This window comes from Dyella lutea (assembly GCF_024158035.1).
Lineage (GTDB): Bacteria > Pseudomonadota > Gammaproteobacteria > Xanthomonadales > Rhodanobacteraceae > Dyella_A > Dyella_A lutea.
The window spans coordinates 19,601-36,690 of sequence record NZ_JAMZEK010000003.1; the positions used below are offsets into that span (position 1 = coordinate 19,601).

14 protein-coding genes are annotated in these 17,090 nt (G+C 67.0%); 8 read left to right on the forward strand and 6 right to left on the reverse strand.

Annotated elements, in window-relative coordinates:
* Positions 1–33 precede the first annotated feature (33 nt).
* Positions 34–2,784 (reverse strand): aconitate hydratase AcnA, encoded by a 2,751-nt coding sequence (gene acnA / locus NC595_RS12220; RefSeq protein WP_253566867.1) that lies wholly within the window; start codon positions 2,782–2,784, stop codon positions 34–36.
* Positions 2,785–3,222: 438 nt separating this feature from the next.
* Here acnA and acnB point away from each other — a divergent pair, with 438 nt between their 5' ends.
* The gene (gene acnB, locus NC595_RS12225; RefSeq protein WP_253566869.1) at positions 3,223–5,814 is read left to right on the forward strand and encodes a bifunctional aconitate hydratase 2/2-methylisocitrate dehydratase; all 2,592 of its coding nucleotides are present in this window, start codon (positions 3,223–3,225) and stop codon (positions 5,812–5,814) included.
* 117 nt (positions 5,815–5,931) lie between these two features.
* Positions 5,932–6,837: a LysR family transcriptional regulator gene (locus NC595_RS12230; protein WP_253566871.1), complete on the forward strand. Its 906-nt coding sequence runs from the start codon at positions 5,932–5,934 to the stop codon at positions 6,835–6,837.
* A 16-nt stretch (positions 6,838–6,853) separates the two neighbouring features.
* On the opposite strand, the gene hflD is transcribed toward NC595_RS12230, so the two are convergent.
* From hflD to NC595_RS12245, 3 genes are read right to left on the reverse strand one after another with little or no spacing between them, the layout of a single operon-like run.
* On the reverse strand, positions 6,854–7,477 hold the full coding sequence (gene hflD, locus NC595_RS12235; protein WP_253566873.1) for a high frequency lysogenization protein HflD: 624 nt from the start codon (positions 7,475–7,477) through the stop codon (positions 6,854–6,856).
* Between the two features lie 24 nt (positions 7,478–7,501).
* Positions 7,502–8,614: a tRNA 2-thiouridine(34) synthase MnmA gene (mnmA, locus tag NC595_RS12240; protein ID WP_343214905.1), complete on the reverse strand. Its 1,113-nt coding sequence runs from the start codon at positions 8,612–8,614 to the stop codon at positions 7,502–7,504.
* Positions 8,611–9,096, reverse strand: coding sequence for an NUDIX hydrolase (locus NC595_RS12245; RefSeq protein WP_253566875.1), 486 nt, complete (start codon positions 9,094–9,096; stop codon positions 8,611–8,613). The genes mnmA and NC595_RS12245 overlap by 4 nt, the downstream gene beginning before the upstream one ends.
* 123 nt (positions 9,097–9,219) lie before the next feature.
* On the opposite strand from NC595_RS12245, the gene clpS reads away from it, so the two are divergent.
* Entirely contained in the window at positions 9,220–9,546 is a 327-nt protein-coding gene (gene clpS, locus NC595_RS12250) for an ATP-dependent Clp protease adapter ClpS (RefSeq protein ID WP_253568303.1), read from the forward strand.
* 67 nt (positions 9,547–9,613) lie between these two features.
* Entirely contained in the window at positions 9,614–11,884 is a 2,271-nt protein-coding gene (clpA, locus tag NC595_RS12255) for an ATP-dependent Clp protease ATP-binding subunit ClpA (RefSeq protein WP_253566877.1), read from the forward strand.
* Between the two features lie 117 nt (positions 11,885–12,001).
* On the opposite strand, the gene infA is transcribed toward clpA, so the two are convergent.
* The gene (gene infA, locus NC595_RS12260) at positions 12,002–12,220 is read right to left on the reverse strand and encodes a translation initiation factor IF-1 (RefSeq protein ID WP_014402653.1); all 219 of its coding nucleotides are present in this window, start codon (positions 12,218–12,220) and stop codon (positions 12,002–12,004) included.
* An 82-nt stretch (positions 12,221–12,302) separates the two neighbouring features.
* Complete coding sequence (locus NC595_RS12265; RefSeq protein WP_253568305.1) at positions 12,303–12,578, reverse strand: polyhydroxyalkanoic acid system family protein; 276 nt, start codon at positions 12,576–12,578, stop codon at positions 12,303–12,305.
* A gap of 111 nt (positions 12,579–12,689) precedes the next feature.
* Between NC595_RS12265 and NC595_RS12270 the strand changes: the two genes are divergently transcribed.
* The 4 genes from NC595_RS12270 to aroA all read left to right on the forward strand — a co-directional run bounded on the left by NC595_RS12270 (position 12,690) and on the right by aroA (position 17,090).
* Positions 12,690–13,457 carry an FHA domain-containing protein gene (locus tag NC595_RS12270; RefSeq protein WP_253566879.1) on the forward strand — a complete coding sequence of 256 codons (768 nt, stop codon included), beginning with the start codon at positions 12,690–12,692 and terminating at the stop codon, positions 13,455–13,457.
* Between the two features lie 67 nt (positions 13,458–13,524).
* A complete protein-coding gene (serC, locus tag NC595_RS12275) occupies positions 13,525–14,610 on the forward strand; it encodes a 3-phosphoserine/phosphohydroxythreonine transaminase (RefSeq protein ID WP_253566881.1) in 1,086 nt (361 codons plus the stop codon).
* Positions 14,611–14,688: 78 nt separating this feature from the next.
* Positions 14,689–15,777 (forward strand): prephenate dehydratase, encoded by a 1,089-nt coding sequence (gene pheA / locus NC595_RS12280; RefSeq protein ID WP_253566883.1) that lies wholly within the window; start codon positions 14,689–14,691, stop codon positions 15,775–15,777.
* The gene (aroA, locus tag NC595_RS12285) at positions 15,774–17,090 is read left to right on the forward strand and encodes a 3-phosphoshikimate 1-carboxyvinyltransferase (RefSeq protein ID WP_253566885.1); all 1,317 of its coding nucleotides are present in this window, start codon (positions 15,774–15,776) and stop codon (positions 17,088–17,090) included. The genes pheA and aroA overlap by 4 nt, the downstream gene beginning before the upstream one ends.

The window sequence follows — 17,090 nt, forward strand, 5'->3', positions numbered from 1 at the left end:
GCGGCGTTTTGCCGGGGCGGACAGCCCGGGTGCTCAGGCCGACTTTCTGCTGGCCAGCTGGCGCAGCACATACTGCAGGATGCCGCCATGGCGGAAGAACTCGCGCTCCTTCGGCGTCAGCAGCATCACGTTCACGGTGAACTCCTTCTTGCTGCCGTCGGCGGCGGTGGCCACCACCTTGGCTTCCTTCGACTCGCCGCCGCCCAGGCCGGTGATCTCGAACGACTCCTTGCCGGTAAGGCCCAGTGACTGCGCGTTCTCACCCGCCTTGAAGGTGCACGGCAGCACGCCCATGCCGACCAGGTTGGAGCGATGGATGCGCTCGAAACTCTCGGCGATCACCACCTTCACGCCCAGCAGCAGGGTGCCCTTGGCGGCCCAGTCGCGCGACGAGCCGGTGCCATATTCCTTGCCGGCCAGCACGATCAGCGGGGTCTTCTCTTCCTTGTACTTCATCGCCGCGTCGTAGATCGCCATCTGCTCGCCCGACGGCACGTGCAGGGTGTAGCCGCCCTCGACCCCGTCCAGCATCAGGTTCTTGATGCGGATGTTGGCGAAGGTGCCGCGCACCATCACGTCGTCGTTGCCGCGACGGGAGCCGTAGGAGTTGAAGTCCTTCGGGTCGACGCCCTTCGAGATGAGGAAGCGGCCCGCCGGGCTGTCCTTCTTGATCGAACCGGCCGGCGAGATGTGGTCGGTGGTGATCGAATCCCCGAACAGGCCCAGCGCGCGTGCGCCGTGGATGTCCTCGATTGCATCGAGTTCCATCGTCATGCCGTCGAAGTACGGCGGGTTCTTGATGTAGGTGGAATCGTTCCACTGGTAGACCGCCCCGTCAGGCGAGGCGATCTGGTTCCAGCGGCTGTCGCCCTTGAACACGTCGGCGTAATTCTTCTCGAACATGGCCGGGTTGATCGCGCCCGCGATGGTGTCGGAGATCTCCTGGTTGCTCGGCCAGATGTCCTTGAGGAACACATCCTTGCCGTCACGATCCTGGCCGATCGGCTGGCGTGTCAGGTCGATGTCGAGCGTGCCGGCCAGCGAGTAGGCAACCACCAGCGGCGGCGAGGCCAGGTAGTTCATCTTCACCTCCGGATGCACGCGGCCTTCGAAGTTGCGGTTACCCGACAGCACCGAGGCGACGGCCAGGTCGCCCTCGCCGATGCCTTTGCTGATCTCCGCCGGCAGCGGGCCGGAGTTGCCGATGCAGGTGGTGCAGCCGTAGCCGACGATGTAGAAGCCGACCTTTTCCAGCTCCTTCAGCAGGCCGGTCTTCTCCAGGTAGTCGGTGACCACCTTGGATCCCGGGCCGATCGATGTCTTCACCCAGGGCTTGGCCTTCAGGCCCCTGGCGGCGGCTTTTTTCGCGACCAGCCCGGCGCCGAGCATCACGGCCGGGTTGGAGGTGTTTGTGCACGAGGTGATCGCGGCGATCACCACCGAGCCGTCCTTCAGGTCGAAGGTGTCACCGCCCTTGCTCACGCGCACGCTGCCTTCGCCCAGGCTGTTGGCCTCGTTGCCGATGGCCGCCGAGCCGCCCTCGTTCTGGAAGCCTGCGGCGTCGCCGTTCTTTTTCCTGCGATTGGCAGTGAGTCCGCCGACCGCGTCGTGGAAGCTTTTCTGCACGCCTTCCAGCAGCACGCGGTCCTGCGGACGCTTGGGGCCGGCCAGCGAGGGCTTCACGTCGGCCAAGTCCAGTTCCAGCGTGGTGGTGAACTCCGGCTCCACCGCGTGCTCGTCGTGCCACATGCCCTGGGCCTTGGCGTAGGCCTCGACCAGGGCGATCTGCTCGTCGCTTCGGCCGGACAGGTGCAGGTAGTTCAGCGCTTCCTGGTCGACCGGAAAAATGCCGCAGGTGGCGCCGTACTCCGGCGCCATGTTGGCGATGGTGGCGCGGTCGGCCAGCGCCAGGTGCTTCAGGCCCGGGCCGAAGAATTCGACGAACTTGCCCACCACGCCGAGCTTGCGCAGCATCTGCGTGACCGTCAGCACCAGGTCGGTGGCAGTCACCCCCTCGGCCAGTTTGCCGGTGAGCTTGAAGCCCACCACCTGCGGAATAAGCATCGACGAAGGCTGGCCCAGCATGGCCGCCTCGGCCTCGATGCCGCCGACGCCCCAGCCCAGCACGCCGAGGCCGTTGATCATGGTGGTGTGGGAATCGGTGCCGAACACTGTGTCCGGGTAGGCCCAGCGCTCGCCGTCGACCTCGCCGGCAAACACCACACGGGCCAGGTGCTCCAGGTTCACCTGGTGCACGATGCCGGTACGCGGCGGCACCACCTTGAAGTTGTTGAAGGCCTTCTGGCCCCAGCGCAGAAACGCGTAGCGCTCCTGGTTGCGCTCGAACTCGATCTCGACATTCTTTTCCAGCGCCGACTCGGAGCCATAGGTGTCCACCTGCACCGAGTGGTCGATGACCAGTTCGGCCGGCGCCAGCGGGTTGATCTGGGTGGCGTCGCCGCCGAGCTTGACCACGGCATCGCGCATCGCGGCGAGGTCGACCACGCAGGGCACGCCGGTGAAGTCCTGCAGCACCACGCGCGCGGGCATGAAGGCGATCTCGGTGTCCGGCTCGGCCTTGGCCTTCCACGTGGCCACCGCCTCGATCTCCCTGGCGGTCACGGTCACGCCGTCCTCGTGGCGCAGCAGGTTCTCCAGCAGGATCTTCAGCGAGTAGGGCAGGCGCTTGAGGTCGAACCGCTGGCCCAGTTTGGCCAGGCTGGCGAACCGGTAGGTGGTGCCGTTGGCCGTGAGGGTGTCGCGGGTGGCGTAGGTGTCCAGCATGGCTAACTCCTTTATTGCTTGAGGCTGGCGGACGCGGGGCGTAATAGCGTCATGGTACGCGCGTCGTGGTCAAGGCGACGTTGCGATGCGATGGCGGCGTGCCATCACGGATCTTCCCGGCCCATCGGGACGCGATCGTGTCGAATCGTGCGCACCGTGATGTCGGGTCGCCGGCCGGTGACGACAAGCGCGGTGGTGGGGCCACCTCTTGCACGATTTCGAACGCTCCCGGAAACGGTGTCTTGCGTTGCGGCTGGATTGGCGCGGCTGGCAAAATACGCAGGCTAAATGCCGCCGTGAGGCGGCGTCGGGCCTTGCTTTCACGCTGGTCGATGGTCGCTTTCCGGAGAGCTTTTCCCGGAGTGGCATCCACCGTTGAACGGCGACGGGCAGGGCCACCCGGTACCCGCGCGCACCCACCCCAAGGGACTCAAAATCATGCTCACCGCTTATCGCCAACACGCCGCCGAACGCCAGGCCCTCGGCGTCCCGCCGTTGCCGCTCACCGCGCAGCAGACGGCCGAACTGATCGAGTTGCTGAAGCAGCCGCCGGCCGGCGAGGAAGCCTTCCTGGTCGAGCTGCTGAGCGAGCGCGTGCCGGCCGGTGTGGACGACGCGGCCAAGGTCAAGGCCTCGTATCTCGCCGCCGTGGCCCTTGGCACCGAAGTCTGCCCGCTGATCAGCCGCGAGAAGGCAACCGAGCTGCTCGGCACCATGCTGGGTGGCTACAACATCCATCCGCTGATCCAGCTGCTGGACGATGCGCAATTGGGCGGCATCGCCGCCGACGCGCTGAAGAAGACCCTGCTGATGTTCGACTCCTTCCACGACGTGAAGGAAAAGGCCGACGCCGGCAACGCCAACGCGCAGGCTGTGCTTAGGAGCTGGGCCGAGGCCGAGTGGTTCACCTCGCGCCCCGAGGTGCCCGAGTCGCTGACCATCACCGTGTTCAAGGTGCCGGGCGAAACCAACACCGACGACCTGTCGCCGGCGCCGGACGCCACCACCCGCCCGGACATCCCGCTGCACGCGCTGGCGATGCTGAAGAACAAGCGCGACGGTGCACCGTTCCAGCCGGAGGAGGACGGCAAGCGCGGCCCGATCCAGTTGATCGCCGACCTGAAGACCAAGGGCCACATGGTCGCCTACGTTGGCGACGTGGTCGGCACCGGCTCCAGCCGCAAGAGCGCCACCAACTCGGTGCTGTGGTGGACCGGCGAGGACATTCCGTTCATCCCGAACAAGCGCTTCGGCGGCGTCTGCCTGGGTAGCAAGATCGCCCCGATCTTCTACAACACCATGGAAGACGCCGGCGCGCTGCCGATCGAGCTGGACGTGTCGAAGATGGAGATGGGCGACGTCGTCGAGCTGCGCCCGTACGAAGGCAAGGCACTGAAGAACGGCGAGGTGATCGCCGAGTTCCAGGTGAAGTCGGACGTACTGTTCGACGAGGTGCGCGCCGGCGGCCGCATCCCGCTGATCATCGGCCGTGGCCTCACCGCCAAGGCGCGCGAGGCGCTGGGCCTGCCGGTCTCGACCCTGTTCCGCCAGCCGCAGCAACCGGCCGACACCGGCAAGGGCTACTCGCTGGCGCAGAAGATGGTCGGCCGCGCCTGCGGCCTACCGGAAGGCCAGGGCGTGCGTCCGGGCACCTACTGCGAACCGAAGATGACCTCGGTCGGTTCGCAGGACACCACCGGCCCGATGACCCGCGACGAGCTGAAGGACCTGGCCTGCCTGGGCTTTTCGGCCGACCTGGTGATGCAGTCGTTCTGCCACACCGCCGCCTACCCGAAGCCGGTGGACGTGAAGACCCACCACACCCTGCCGGAATTCATCTCCACCCGCGGCGGCATCTCGCTGCGGCCGGGCGACGGCGTGATCCACAGCTGGCTCAACCGCATGCTGCTGCCGGACACCGTCGGCACCGGCGGTGACAGCCACACCCGCTTCCCGATTGGCATTTCGTTCCCGGCCGGCTCGGGCCTGGTTGCGTTCGCCGCGGCCACCGGCGTGATGCCGCTGGACATGCCCGAATCGGTACTGGTGCGCTTCAAGGGCGAGCTGCAGCCGGGCGTCACCCTGCGTGACCTGGTCAACGCGATCCCGTACTACGCGATCAAGCAGGGCCTGCTCACGGTCGCCAAGCAGGGCAAGAAGAACATCTTCTCCGGCCGCATCCTGGAGATCGAGGGCCTGCCGGACCTGAAGGTGGAGCAGGCGTTCGAGCTGTCCGACGCCTCGGCCGAGCGTTCGGCCGCCGGCTGCACGGTGCGCCTCAACAAGGAGCCGATCATCGAGTACCTCAACAGCAACATCACGTTGCTGAAGGTGATGATCGCGCAGGGTTACAAGGATGCTCGCAGCCTGCAGCGCCGCATCGCCAAGATGGAGGAGTGGCTGGCCAACCCGCAGCTGCTCGAGCCGGATGCCGACGCCGAGTACGCCGCGGTCATCGAGATCGACCTGGCCGACGTGCACGAGCCGATCGTGGCCTGCCCGAACGACCCGGACGACGTGAAGACCCTGTCCGACGTGGCCGGCGCCACCATCGACGAGGTGTTCATCGGTTCATGCATGACCAACATCGGCCACTTCCGCGCCGCGTCGAAGCTGCTGGAAGGCAAACGCGACATCCCGACCAAGCTGTGGGTGGCCCCGCCGACGAAGATGGATGCGCAGGAGCTGACCAAGGAAGGCCACTACGGCACCTTCGGCACCGCCGGCGCGCGTATGGAGATGCCCGGCTGCTCGCTGTGCATGGGCAACCAGGCGCAGGTGAAGGAGGGCGCGACGGTGTTCTCCACCTCGACCCGCAACTTCCCCAACCGCCTCGGCAAGAACTCCAACGTCTACTTGGGCTCGGCCGAGCTGGCCGCGGTGTGCTCGCGGCTGGGCCGGATCCCGGGCAAGGACGAGTACATGGAAGCCATGGGCGTGATCAACGCCAGCGGCAAGGCGATCTACAAGTACATGAACTTCGACCAGATCGAGGATTTCAAGGAAGTCGCCGATACCGTCGCCGACTGAACCTGCCAGCGATGAGTACGACAAAGCCCGGCCCCGCGCCGGGCTTTGTCGTTATGCTTCCCGCCACGCAAAGGGGGGTAGGCCCTGCTCCCGGGCGCTGAGGAACCCTGAACCCGGATGATTTCCAGCCTCTTGTCGGTCGTCTCGTTGCGCGATCTCTCCTTGGTCCAGGCGGTCAGCCGCCACGGCAGCTTCAACAGCGCGGCACGCGCCATGCACATCAGTCCGTCGGGGTTGTCGCACCAGGTGCAGAAGGTCGAGCAGGCGCTGGGGGCGCCACTCTTCGAACGAGGGGGGCGGCGCATCGTGCCTACAGCGGGCGGTCGCCGCCTGCTGGAGCAGATCGATGCGGTGCTGGCAGCAGCCGAGCACCTGCAGCAGGCGGCCCGTGCCGGTGAAGTGGCCTTCGGCGGCGAGCTGCGTCTGGGGGTGCCGGCCTCGCTCGGTCCCTACCTGCTGCCGCACCTGATCGCGCCGTTTCCCCAGCATTTCCCCGGCACCCGGCTTAGCCTGTCCGAAGGCAAGCCGAAGGGGTTGCTGCGGCGCCTGCACGAGGGCGAGTTGGACGCCGTGTTGGGGCCGCCGCCAGCGGTGTCGCCGGCAGGCATCGCCAGTCGCCCGCTGTTCTTCGAGCCCTGGGAGGTGATGTTGCGGGCCGACCACCCGCTGGCCGGAAAATCGACGCTGGCGCTCAACCAACTGGATGCCGCCGAGGCCACGGTAATGGCCGAGTACCACCAGGACGGCGTCGCCGAGGCCGGCCAGGTACAGGACGTGAGCCTGGAGAGTCTTGCCGCACTGGTCGAGCTGCGCGGCGGCTATGCGCTGGTACCGGCGCTGGCGCGCGACCGGTTGTCGTCGATTGCTGCCGTGACCCTGGCCAAGATCCGTGGGCCGGCGCCCGGTCGGGATATCTCCCTTTACTCACGCGAGGCTTCGCCGTGGGGCGAGGACCTGGTCGCGTTCGCCGAGTTGCTGCGGCAGATCGCCCGGCACCGGCCTGGGCTGCGCCTGTTGGACTGACCGGTCGGAGCGGGTCTCAGCCGTTGTCCAGGGTGGAGCCGGTAAGCAGGCCGCGGGCGAGCATGGCGCACTGCTTGCGGTGCAGTAGCAACTGCCACTGCCGGCCACCGACCTGCCGCCACAGCACTGCCGAGCGGACGGCCGCCAGCAGGCTGGTGCGCACCCGCTCGACGATGGTTTCCTGGCGCAGCATCTGGGGATTGCCGGTGACCATCACGCGCGGCTTCAGCGTGGACAGCGTGGATACGTAGAGCGCGGCCAGCCGGCCGATCACCTGCGGCGAATACCTGCCGAAGTGGTCGATCTGTCGCTGCGCGGCCAGCAGGCCCTGCTGCAGGTCGTTGCGCAGATGGCCGTGGCGGGCGAGGGTGCGCTCCAGCCGCATCACGGTAATTGCCATGCGGGTCACCGCCATGTCGCTGGAGCTGTCCTCCAGCTGTGCGATCAGGGTGCGCAGCCCCAGCCGCAGTGCCGAGGTGCGACCGTAGACGCCCACGACCGAATCGGCATCGATGCGGAAGACGCTGTCCACGCTGGTCTCGAATGCCGCCTCGTCGCAGCGCCCCTGGTTCGCCAGCTGCTGGGCGAGCGAGGTGGCCTGGAATAGTCCGGCTAGGGCGAGCACGCGCTCTTCGTTCATGGCAAACAGGGTGGGTACCACTTCTCACGACTCCGATGAAACAGGGGGCAAGCCGCCAAACGGGGCGTCGGTAACGGCAATCACCGCACCACCCAGGCAGGCCTCGCCGTCATAGAAAACCACCGACTGCCCCGCCGTGACGGCGCGCTGGGGCTCGTCGAAACGCACTTCCAGCCGTTCGTCCCGCAGCAGCACCTCGCAGGCCTGGTCGGTCTGGCGATAGCGCGTTTTGGCCGTGCAGCGGAAGCGGCTGGCAGGCGCTTCGCCCGCGATCCAGTGGGGGGTGTCGGCCACCAGCCGGTTGGACTGCAGCCAGTGGTTCTCGCCGCCCTGGGCAACGTACAGGATGTTCGCCGGCACGTCCTTGCCGACCACGTACCAGGCCTCGCCGCTGGCGCCGTGGCGCCCGCCGATCCCCAGGCCCTGGCGCTGGCCGAGGGTGTAGTACATCACTCCCTGGTGTTCCCCAACCTCGCCTCCGTCGGGGGTGCGCATGGCGCCGGGCCGGGCCGGGATGTACTGGCCGAGGAACTCGCGGAAATCGCGTTCGCCGATGAAGCAGATGCCGGTGGAGTCCTTCTTGGCGTGGGTCGGCAGGGCAGCCTCGCGTGCCATGGCACGCACCTGTTCCTTCGGCAGGTGGCCGATGGGAAACAGCGTGGCAGCGAGCTGGGACTGGCCGATCGCATGCAGAAAGTAGGTCTGGTCCTTGGAGCGGTCCGCTGCGCGGAGCAGGCGGTATCGGCCGTCGCGCTGATCGACTTGTGCGTAGTGGCCGGTGGCGATCTTCTCCGCGCCCAGTGCGCGAGCTTCGTCGAGAAAGGTCTTGAACTTGATCTCGCGGTTGCACAACACGTCCGGATTCGGCGTGCGACCGGCGCGATATTCGGCCAGGAAGTGTTCGAACACGCCATCCCAGTACTCGGCGGCGAAGTTGCGTGAGTGGAACGGGATCCCCAGTCGGCCACACACGCCCAAGGCGTCCTTGCGATCGGCATCGGCGGTGCAGGGGCCGGCCCGTTCGTCTTCCTCCCAGTTCTGCATGAACAGGCCTTCGACTTCGTAGCCGGCCCGCTGCAGCACCAGGGCGGCGACTGACGAGTCGACGCCGCCCGACATACCCAGCATCACCTTCACGGGTAACGATCCCCGTCGAGCAGGCTGGTGACCGTCGCCAGCGGCAGGCGCTGACCGGCCAGCCAGGCGTCGATACTCATCAACACCAGCGGGCTGCGCAGGCGGTCGCCGAAGGCTGCGATCTCCTCGCGGGTCAGCCACAAGGCGCGCCGGATGCCTGTGTCCAGCGGACGTGCCGGATCGTGACCGATCGGGCGCGCAGCGAAGCTGAATCGCACCACGCCATCGCCGTGCTCGGTGCTGCGCCACTGGTGGACGCCGATCAGGTGCTGCAGCTCGACCGTCCAGCCGGTCTCCTCCAGCGTCTCGCGGGCCGCGGCAGTGAGCAGGCTCTCGTGGTCGTCGAGGTGGCCAGCCGGCTGGTTGTAGGCCAGCCGGCCGCCGACTTCCTCTTCCACCATCAGGTAGCGGTCGCCGTCCGCCACCACGCAGGCGACGGTGACGTGCGGGCACCACACGGACGAGGATGGCGAAGCGGGCATGTCGGCTTGCCTTGCGGCACTGGAAAAGCGTTCATTGTGCCATCACCTCTGTCCGCGTCGCCAAAGCTGCATCCCCGGCGGCGTAGAATGCGTATCAACCGGCAAGCGACCCAATTTTTCCTGATGGCAAACCAACCCGAACACGAGCAGGGCCCCGGACACGGGCTGGCGCTGGAACCCGCCCGCCCGGAGGTGGCGAGGCCGCCGCTGTATCAAGTTCTGCTCATGAATGACGATTTCACTCCCATGGACTTCGTGGTGGAGGTGCTCCGCGGTTTCTTCGCCATGGACCAGGAGAAGGCGGTGCAGGTGATGCTCCACGTGCACACCCGCGGACGGGGTGTGTGCGGGGTGTTTACCCGCGAGGTGGCCGAGACGAAAGTCACCCAGGTGAACGAATATTCACGTGCCCACCAGCACCCGCTGTTGTGCACTATGGAAAAGCTGTAGGCGACCCCACTTTGGCGATATCGCGGCATCCTTAAGGCCGCAGCCATATAACCGGGAGACGGTCCGGATGTTCAGCAAGGATCTCGAAGTCACCATCGGCCAGTGCTACAAGCAGGCGCGCGAACAGCGTCATGAATTCATGACGGTGGAGCACCTGCTGCTTGCCCTTACCGACAACCAGTCAGCGTCCGGCGCCTTGCGTGCCTGCGGTGCCGACATTCCGCGGCTTACCAGCGAGCTCGAAAAGATCATTGCCGAGACCGTTCCCGTGCTGCCGCACGGTGACGAGCGCGACACCCAGCCGACGCTGGGCTTCCAGCGTGTGCTGCAGCGGGCGGTCTACCACGTGCAGTCCTCCGGTCGGAAAGAGGTCACCGGTGCCAACGTACTGGTGGCGATCTTCGGCGAGAAGGATTCCCACGCGGTCTATTTCCTGCACCAGCAGGAGATCACCCGTCTGGACGTGGTCAACTACATCTCGCACGGCATCGCGAAGATCGGCGAAGAGCCGTCGGCCGGCCCCGCCGGCAGCGAGCGCGAGGGCGAGGAAGGCGGCGAGGGCAAGGGCAATCCCCTGGCCGAGTACGCCAGCAACCTCAACGAGCTTGCGCTCGAGGGCAAGATCGATCCGCTGATCGGCCGGGCCGACGAGATCGAACGCACCATCCAGGTACTGTGCCGACGTCGCAAGAACAACCCGCTCTACGTCGGCGAGGCCGGCGTGGGCAAGACCGCGCTGGCCGAGGGCCTGGCCAAGCGCATCGTCGACGGCGAGGTGCCGGAGGTGCTGGAAAGCGCCACGATCTGGTCGCTCGACCTCGGCGCGCTGGTGGCGGGCACCAAGTACCGCGGCGACTTCGAGAAGCGGTTGAAGGCGGTGATCGGCCAGCTCAAGAAGCAGCCCGGTGCGATCCTCTTCATCGACGAGATCCACACCATCATCGGCGCCGGCTCGGCCTCGGGCGGCACGATGGACGCGTCGAACCTGATCAAGCCGATGCTGGCTTCGGGCGAGCTGCGCTGCATCGGCTCGACCACCTTCCAGGAATTCCGCGGGATCTTCGAAAAGGACCGCGCGCTGGCCCGCCGATTCCAGAAGATCGACGTGGTCGAGCCCACCGTGGCCGACTCCATCGAGATCCTCAAGGGCCTGCGCTCGCGCTTCGAGGAGCACCATGCGGTGGCCTACACCAACGAGGCGCTCAAGGCCGCGGTGGACCTGTCGGTCAAGCACATCCCGGACCGTTTGCTGCCGGACAAGGCGATCGACGTGATCGACGAGGCCGGTGCCCGCCAGCGTCTGCTGCCGGAAGAGCAGCGCAAGGCCACCATCGACGTGACCGAGGTGGAATACATCGTGGCCAAGATGGCGCGCATCCCGGCCAAGCAGGTGTCGGCGTCGGACCGCGACGTGCTGAAGAACCTCGAGCGCAACCTGAAGATGGTGGTGTTCGGACAGGACCAGGCAATCGAGGCGCTGACCGCGTCGATCAAGATGGCCCGCTCCGGCCTGGCCGACCCGTCCAAGCCGATCGGCAGCTTCCTGCTGGCCGGCCCCACTGGCGTGGGCAAGACCGAGGTCACCCGTCAGCTCGGCATGCAGCTGGGCATCGAGATGATCCGCTTCGACATGTCCGAGTACATGGAGGCGCATTCGGTGTCGCGGCTGGTCGGTGCCCCTCCGGGCTACGTCGGCTTCGACCAGGGCGGCCTGCTGACCGAGGCGGTCACCAAGCACCCGCATTGTGTGCTGCTGCTGGACGAGATCGAGAAGGCGCACCCGGATGTGTTCAACATCCTGCTGCAGGTGATGGACCGCGGCGTGCTCACCGACACCAACGGGCGCGAGGCGAACTTCAAGAACGTCATCGTGGTGATGACCACCAATGCCGGTGCGCAGCAGGCGTCGCGTCGCGGCATCGGCTTCGTCAAGCAGAACCACACCACCGACGCGATGGAGGTGATCCGCCGCATGTTCACGCCGGAGTTCCGCAACCGCCTGGACGCGATCATCCAGTTCAACTCGCTGGACTTCGACCACATCCTGCGGGTGGTGGACAAGTTCCTGATCGAACTGGAGTCGCAGTTGACCGAGAAGCACGTGGCGCTGGACGTCGACGCCGACGCCCGACGCTGGCTGGCCGAGCACGGCTTCGACCCGCAGATGGGTGCCCGCCCGATGGCTCGCGTCATCCAGGAGAAGGTGAAACGGGCGCTGGCCGACGAGCTGCTTTTCGGCAAGCTGGCCGAGGGTGGCAAGGTGCGCCTGGGTGTGCGCGACGGGGAGCTCACGGTGGATACCGAATCGGCCGAGAAGCTGCCTGCCGTGGTCGAGTGAGATGGCGCCCGGGCGGCCTGCGCCCGCCCGGGCGTCGGACACGAAAAAAGGCGACGCCGCGGCGTCGCCTTTTTTCGCCCGGTGCGGCGCGAAGGCGGCCGCGGACAGACGTTCCGCTTACTTCATGCGGTAGGTGATGCGACCCTTGGTCAGGTCGTACGGGGTCATCTCCACCTTCACCTTGTCGCCGGTGAGGATGCGGATGTAATGCTTTCGCATGCGGCCGGAGATGTGGGCGATGATCACATGCCCGTTCTCCAGCTGCACCCGGAACATGGTGTTGGGCAGGGTCTCCTGGACCGTGCCTTCCATCTCGATGACGTCGTCTTTGGCCATGCTTTCCGTCGTTCGATCGCGGACCGTTGTGGCCGCGTAAGCCGACGAGTATGCCACGTCGGCGATCCTGGTTAAAGATTCGTCAGGCGAGATGTTCGGCCAGCTTGCGCCGGATCTCGTCTTCGACCATCCCCTTGAGCGGGGACAGCATCAGCCCGAGTTCGGCATGCACCGTCACCTCGCTGGCGGCCACCGCGATGCTGCCTTTCACCCCCGAACGCGAGAAGCGCAGGGTGTCGCCGTCCCAACGGCTGTCCATGTCGAATTTTTCCCTCATGCGGGCGGCGACCCGGTCGACCCGGGCGCGGGCTTCGGCGATGGGGAGCTGGTGGGGCTGGCGCAAGTCGATGGAGGGCATCGGGACATTGTCGGGCAGGGGGCAGGTGCTGTCACGCATCACGTGCTGGTGGCGCTGCGGTGGGCGCTCCGGCTTCTGCTAGAGTCCCGGCGTTCGTCGACTGGTTCACAGATGCGCATCGAGTTCCCCCACGCGGCCCGCGAAGACATCCCATGGGAGGCCCCTGTCCTCACGGTCGGCAGCGCGCCTGACAATACGGTTGTACTGGGCGCGCACCAGGCCGCGCCTCATCACCTGGAATTGCGCAGGGACGAGCGCGGCTGCCTGCTGCACGTCCTGCCAGGGGCCAGCCGCATCTATCTCAACGCCCGACCGGTGCGTGAACGGGCGATGCTTCGTGCTGGCGACGTGCTCAGTGTGGGCGACTGCCGGATGCTGATCCGGGAAAACGGCGATCCGGCCTCGCGCGAACCGCTGCGCGTTCCCGAGTCCAGCCGCTGTCCGGTCGCCTTGCGCGCCGTCGCGGGGCCGTTGTCCGGACGTGTTTTACCCCTGCGCAATCGCCTGGAACTGGGGCCGATGTCGGTTCCACCCCTGGAGTTGCCCCAGGGGGAGTCCGCCGCGGTCAGCCTGTCTTGGGCCGATGGCATGCTGCGACTCCAGTTGGAGCAGCGCTCGGCGCGCTACCCGCTGCGCGTCAACGGGGTCGAGACGACTGGGCTCGCACTTCAGCCCGGCGACCAGCTCGGACTGGCGACGCACCGCTTCGTCGTCGATGCCCCGGGGATGCAGCCCGAGCCTGAATTGCCCTTGGCGGGCGGGCCTCGCGAGCTCCTGCCGGAAGAACAGGCCGGCCCGCGCGGCGAGGTCTGGTGGCTGATCGTCACGGCTGCGGTGCTCGCGCTCGGTATCGCTCTGGTGCTGTTGGTCCGCCTGTAACCCGTGCATTGACGCCAGCTTGTTGCGCCGCGCCATAATGCGGTGGTCCATCGGGAGAGAGCGGTCAGTGAGCAAGGTGTGGAATTTCAGCGCGGGGCCCGCGGCGTTGCCGCGCGAAGTGCTCGAGCAGGCGCAGCGCGAGCTGCTGGACTGGAACGGTTCGGGCATGTCGGTGATGGAGCAATCCCATCGCGGCAAGCGCTTCATTGCCCTGGCTGCGGAGGCCGAGGCCGACCTGCGCGGGTTGATGGCTGTCCCCGACGACTATGCCGTGCTTTTCATGCAGGGCGGAGCGACCCAGCACTTCGCGCAGATTCCGATGAACCTGGCCGGCCCGGACGATCGAGCCGACTACGTGGTCACCGGCCACTGGGGCGAGAAGGCCGTGCGCGAGGCGATGCCCTATGTGACGGTGAACATCGCCGCTACCGGTGCGGGCGACGATTTCCGCAGCCTGCCGTCGCGGGAAACTTGGCGGCTCGACCCGCGAGCGGCCTATGTGCACTACACGCCGAACGAGACCATCCATGGCGTCGAGTTCACCGATGTGCCGGAGGTGGGCGAGGTGCCGCTGGTGGCGGACATGTCCTCGAACATCCTCTCGGCACCGCTCGACGTCTCGCGCTTCGGCCTGATCTATGCCGGCGCGCAGAAGAACATCGGGCCGTCGGGTCTGGTAGTGGTGATCGTGCGCCGCGACCTGCTGGCGCGGCCGGGCCGGCCGATGGCCAAGATCCTGCGCTATGCCGAGCATGCGGCGCAGGACTCGATGCTCAACACGCCCAACACCTGGGGCTGGTATCTGGCCGGGCTCACCTTCAAGTGGCTCAAGGCGCGGGGCGGTGTCGCCGAGATGGCCGAACAGAACCGGGCCAAGGCCGGCCTGCTTTACCAGGCGATCGATGGCTCGGGCGGCTTCTACGCCAACCCGATCGATCCGGCCGCCCGCTCGCGCATGAACGTGCCGTTCACCCTGCACGACAGCGCGCTGGACGCCGAATTCCTCAAGGAGTCGGAGGCCGCGGGGCTGATCGCGCTGAAGGGCCACAAGGCGGTCGGCGGCATGCGCGCCTCGCTGTACAACGCGGTGCCGCTGGAGGCGGTACGGGCGCTGGTTTCCTTCATGAGCGACTTCGCCGATCGTCACGGATGAAACCAAGGCGCTCCGGCGCACTTTCAGGCACCATGGCGGTCCCGATGTTTGGACGTCTATCCATCCAGGTTGTGTTGCATGGCTGATTCGAAGAACCCGCTGAGCGAGGTGCGCGAGCGCATCGACAGCATCGACCGACAGATTCAGGAACTGATCGCCGAGCGTGCCGAGCGCGCCCGCGAGGTGGCCAGGGTGAAGGGCGAAGGCCTGTCGGCAATCGACTACTACCGCCCCGAACGCGAGGCGCACGTCCTGCGCATGGTGGTGGACCGCAACAACGGGCCGCTATCGGACACCGAGATGGTGCGGCTGTTCCGCGAGATCATGTCCTCCTGCCTGGCGCAGGAGGACCCGCTGAAGATCGGCTTCCTCGGTCCCGAGGGCACCTTCAGCGAGCAGGCCGTGCGCAAGCACTTCGGCCATGCCGCGTATGCGCTGCCGCTGGGCAGCATCGAGGAGGTGTTTCAGGAGGTGGCTGCCGGTCACGCCGATTTCGGCGTGGTGCCGGTGGAGAACTCGGGGCAGGGCATGATCCAGGTCACCCTGGATATGTTCCTCACCTCCGAGGCGACGATCTGCGGCGAAGTGGAGCTGCGCGTGCACCAGTGCCTGCACTCGCTCGGCGGCAGTCTGGCCGACGTCCGTCATGTCTATGCGCATGCGCAGTCGCTGCAGCAGTGCAAGACCTGGTTGCGGCTGAACCTGCCGGGCGTGGAGTGCACCGCGGTCAGCAGCAATGCCGAAGCCGCAAGAATGGCGCGTGCCGACGATCAGGCGGCGGCCATCGCCGGCGAGAGTGCCGGCAAGATCTACGGGTTGAAGACCGTCGCCAAGGCGATCGAGGACCGGGCCGACAACACCACGCGCTTTCTGGTGATTGGCCGCTCGCTGTTTCCGCCCTCGGGCAACGACCGCACTTCGCTGCTGGTCACGGTGAACGACAAGCCGGGTGCCTTGTACGACGTGTTGAGTCCGTTCGCCAAGCATGGTGTGAGCCTCAACCGCATTGAGTCGCGCCCGGCCCATACCGGCAAGTGGCAGTACGCGTTCTTCATCGACGTGTCCGGCCATATCGACGAGGGCAACCTGAAGGTGGCCGTGGCGGAGATCCGCCCGAGTGTGGCCAGCCTGCGGGTGCTCGGTTCCTACCCGGTCGCCCTGCCATGAGCGGGGGCCAGCGTGTGGACTGGACCAGCCGCCCGGCCGGTCCGCTGAACGGTGTCGTGCGCGTGCCCGGCGACAAGTCGGTGTCGCACCGCGCGATGATGCTCGGCGCCCTGGCCGAGGGCGTATCGCATATCCATGGCTTCCTCGAAGGCGAGGACACCCGCGCCACGGCCGCGGTGATGCAGCGGCTCGGCGTGCGCATCGACGCGCTGGCCGACGGCGAGCGGGTGGTGCATGGCGTGGGCCTGCACGGTCTGCGTGCCGCTACCGCTGTGCTGGACTGCGGCAACGCCGGAACCGGCATGCGCCTGCTCACCGGCTTGCTGGCCGGCCAGGCCTTCGACAGCACCCTGGTCGGCGACGAATCGCTCTCCAGGCGGCCGATGCGCCGGGTCACCGATCCGCTGGCGAAGATGGGGGCCCGGATCGACAGCCAGGACGGGCTGCCGCCGCTGCATGTGCATGGTGGCCAGGCGCTACGCGGCATCCGCTACACCTTGCCGGTGGCCAGCGCACAGGTGAAGTCGGCGCTGCTGCTGGCCGGCCTGTATGCCGAAGGCGAGACCGAGGTGATCGAGCCGCACCCGACCCGCGACTACACCGAGCGCATGCTCGCGGCGTTCGGCTGGCCGATCGAGTTCTCGCCGGGCCGTGCGAAGTTGACGGGTGGTCATGCCCTGCGCGCCACCGACGTGCGCGTGCCGGCCGATTTCTCCTCGGCGGCGTTCTTCCTGGTTGCCGGCAGTATCGTGCCCGGCGCCGAGTTGCGGCTGCCGGCGGTGGGCCTGAACCCGCGGCGCACCGGCCTGCTGCAGGCGCTGCGCCTGATGGGCGCCGACATCCGCGTCGAGAACGAGAGCGAGAGCGGTGGCGAGCCGGTCGGTGACCTGGTCGTGCGTCACGCGCCGCTGCACGGCATCGATCTGCCCGAGGCGCTGGTGCCGGACATGATCGATGAATTTCCCGCGCTGTTCGTGGCGGCCGCCGCGGCCGAGGGCACGACCGTGGTCCGCGGCGCCGCCGAGCTGCGGGTCAAGGAGTCCGATCGCCTGGCCAGCATGGCGGCCGGCCTGCAGGCGCTGGGTGTGCGGATCGACGAGCGGCCGGACGGCGCCACCATCCACGGCGGCCCGATCGGTGGCGGCAGTATCGACAGTCACGGCGACCACCGCATCGCGATGAGTTTCGCGGTCGCCGGCCTGATCGCCAGTGGCCCGATCCGCATCGGTGACTGCGCCAACGTGGCCACCTCGTTTCCCGGTTTCATGGATCTGGCCAATGGCTGCGGCTTCGACCTTGGCGTGGCCCCGTAG

What these genes read in the sequence shown, in the direction of transcription:
- acnA (WP_253566867.1), bottom strand. Translation starts at nt 2,784, where the DNA reads ATGCTGGACACCTACGCCACCCGCGACACCCTCACGGCCAACGGCACC.
- acnB (WP_253566869.1), top strand. Translation starts at nt 3,223, where the DNA reads ATGCTCACCGCTTATCGCCAACACGCCGCCGAACGCCAGGCCCTCGGC.
- NC595_RS12230 (WP_253566871.1), top strand. Translation starts at nt 5,932, where the DNA reads ATGATTTCCAGCCTCTTGTCGGTCGTCTCGTTGCGCGATCTCTCCTTG.
- hflD (WP_253566873.1), bottom strand. Translation starts at nt 7,477, where the DNA reads ATGAACGAAGAGCGCGTGCTCGCCCTAGCCGGACTATTCCAGGCCACC.
- NC595_RS12245 (WP_253566875.1), bottom strand. Translation starts at nt 9,096, where the DNA reads ATGCCCGCTTCGCCATCCTCGTCCGTGTGGTGCCCGCACGTCACCGTC.
- clpS (WP_253568303.1), top strand. Translation starts at nt 9,220, where the DNA reads ATGGCAAACCAACCCGAACACGAGCAGGGCCCCGGACACGGGCTGGCG.
- clpA (WP_253566877.1), top strand. Translation starts at nt 9,614, where the DNA reads ATGTTCAGCAAGGATCTCGAAGTCACCATCGGCCAGTGCTACAAGCAG.
- infA (WP_014402653.1), bottom strand. Translation starts at nt 12,220, where the DNA reads ATGGCCAAAGACGACGTCATCGAGATGGAAGGCACGGTCCAGGAGACC.
- NC595_RS12265 (WP_253568305.1), bottom strand. Translation starts at nt 12,578, where the DNA reads ATGCCCTCCATCGACTTGCGCCAGCCCCACCAGCTCCCCATCGCCGAA.
- NC595_RS12270 (WP_253566879.1), top strand. Translation starts at nt 12,690, where the DNA reads ATGCGCATCGAGTTCCCCCACGCGGCCCGCGAAGACATCCCATGGGAG.
- pheA (WP_253566883.1), top strand. Translation starts at nt 14,689, where the DNA reads ATGGCTGATTCGAAGAACCCGCTGAGCGAGGTGCGCGAGCGCATCGAC.
- aroA (WP_253566885.1), top strand. Translation starts at nt 15,774, where the DNA reads ATGAGCGGGGGCCAGCGTGTGGACTGGACCAGCCGCCCGGCCGGTCCG.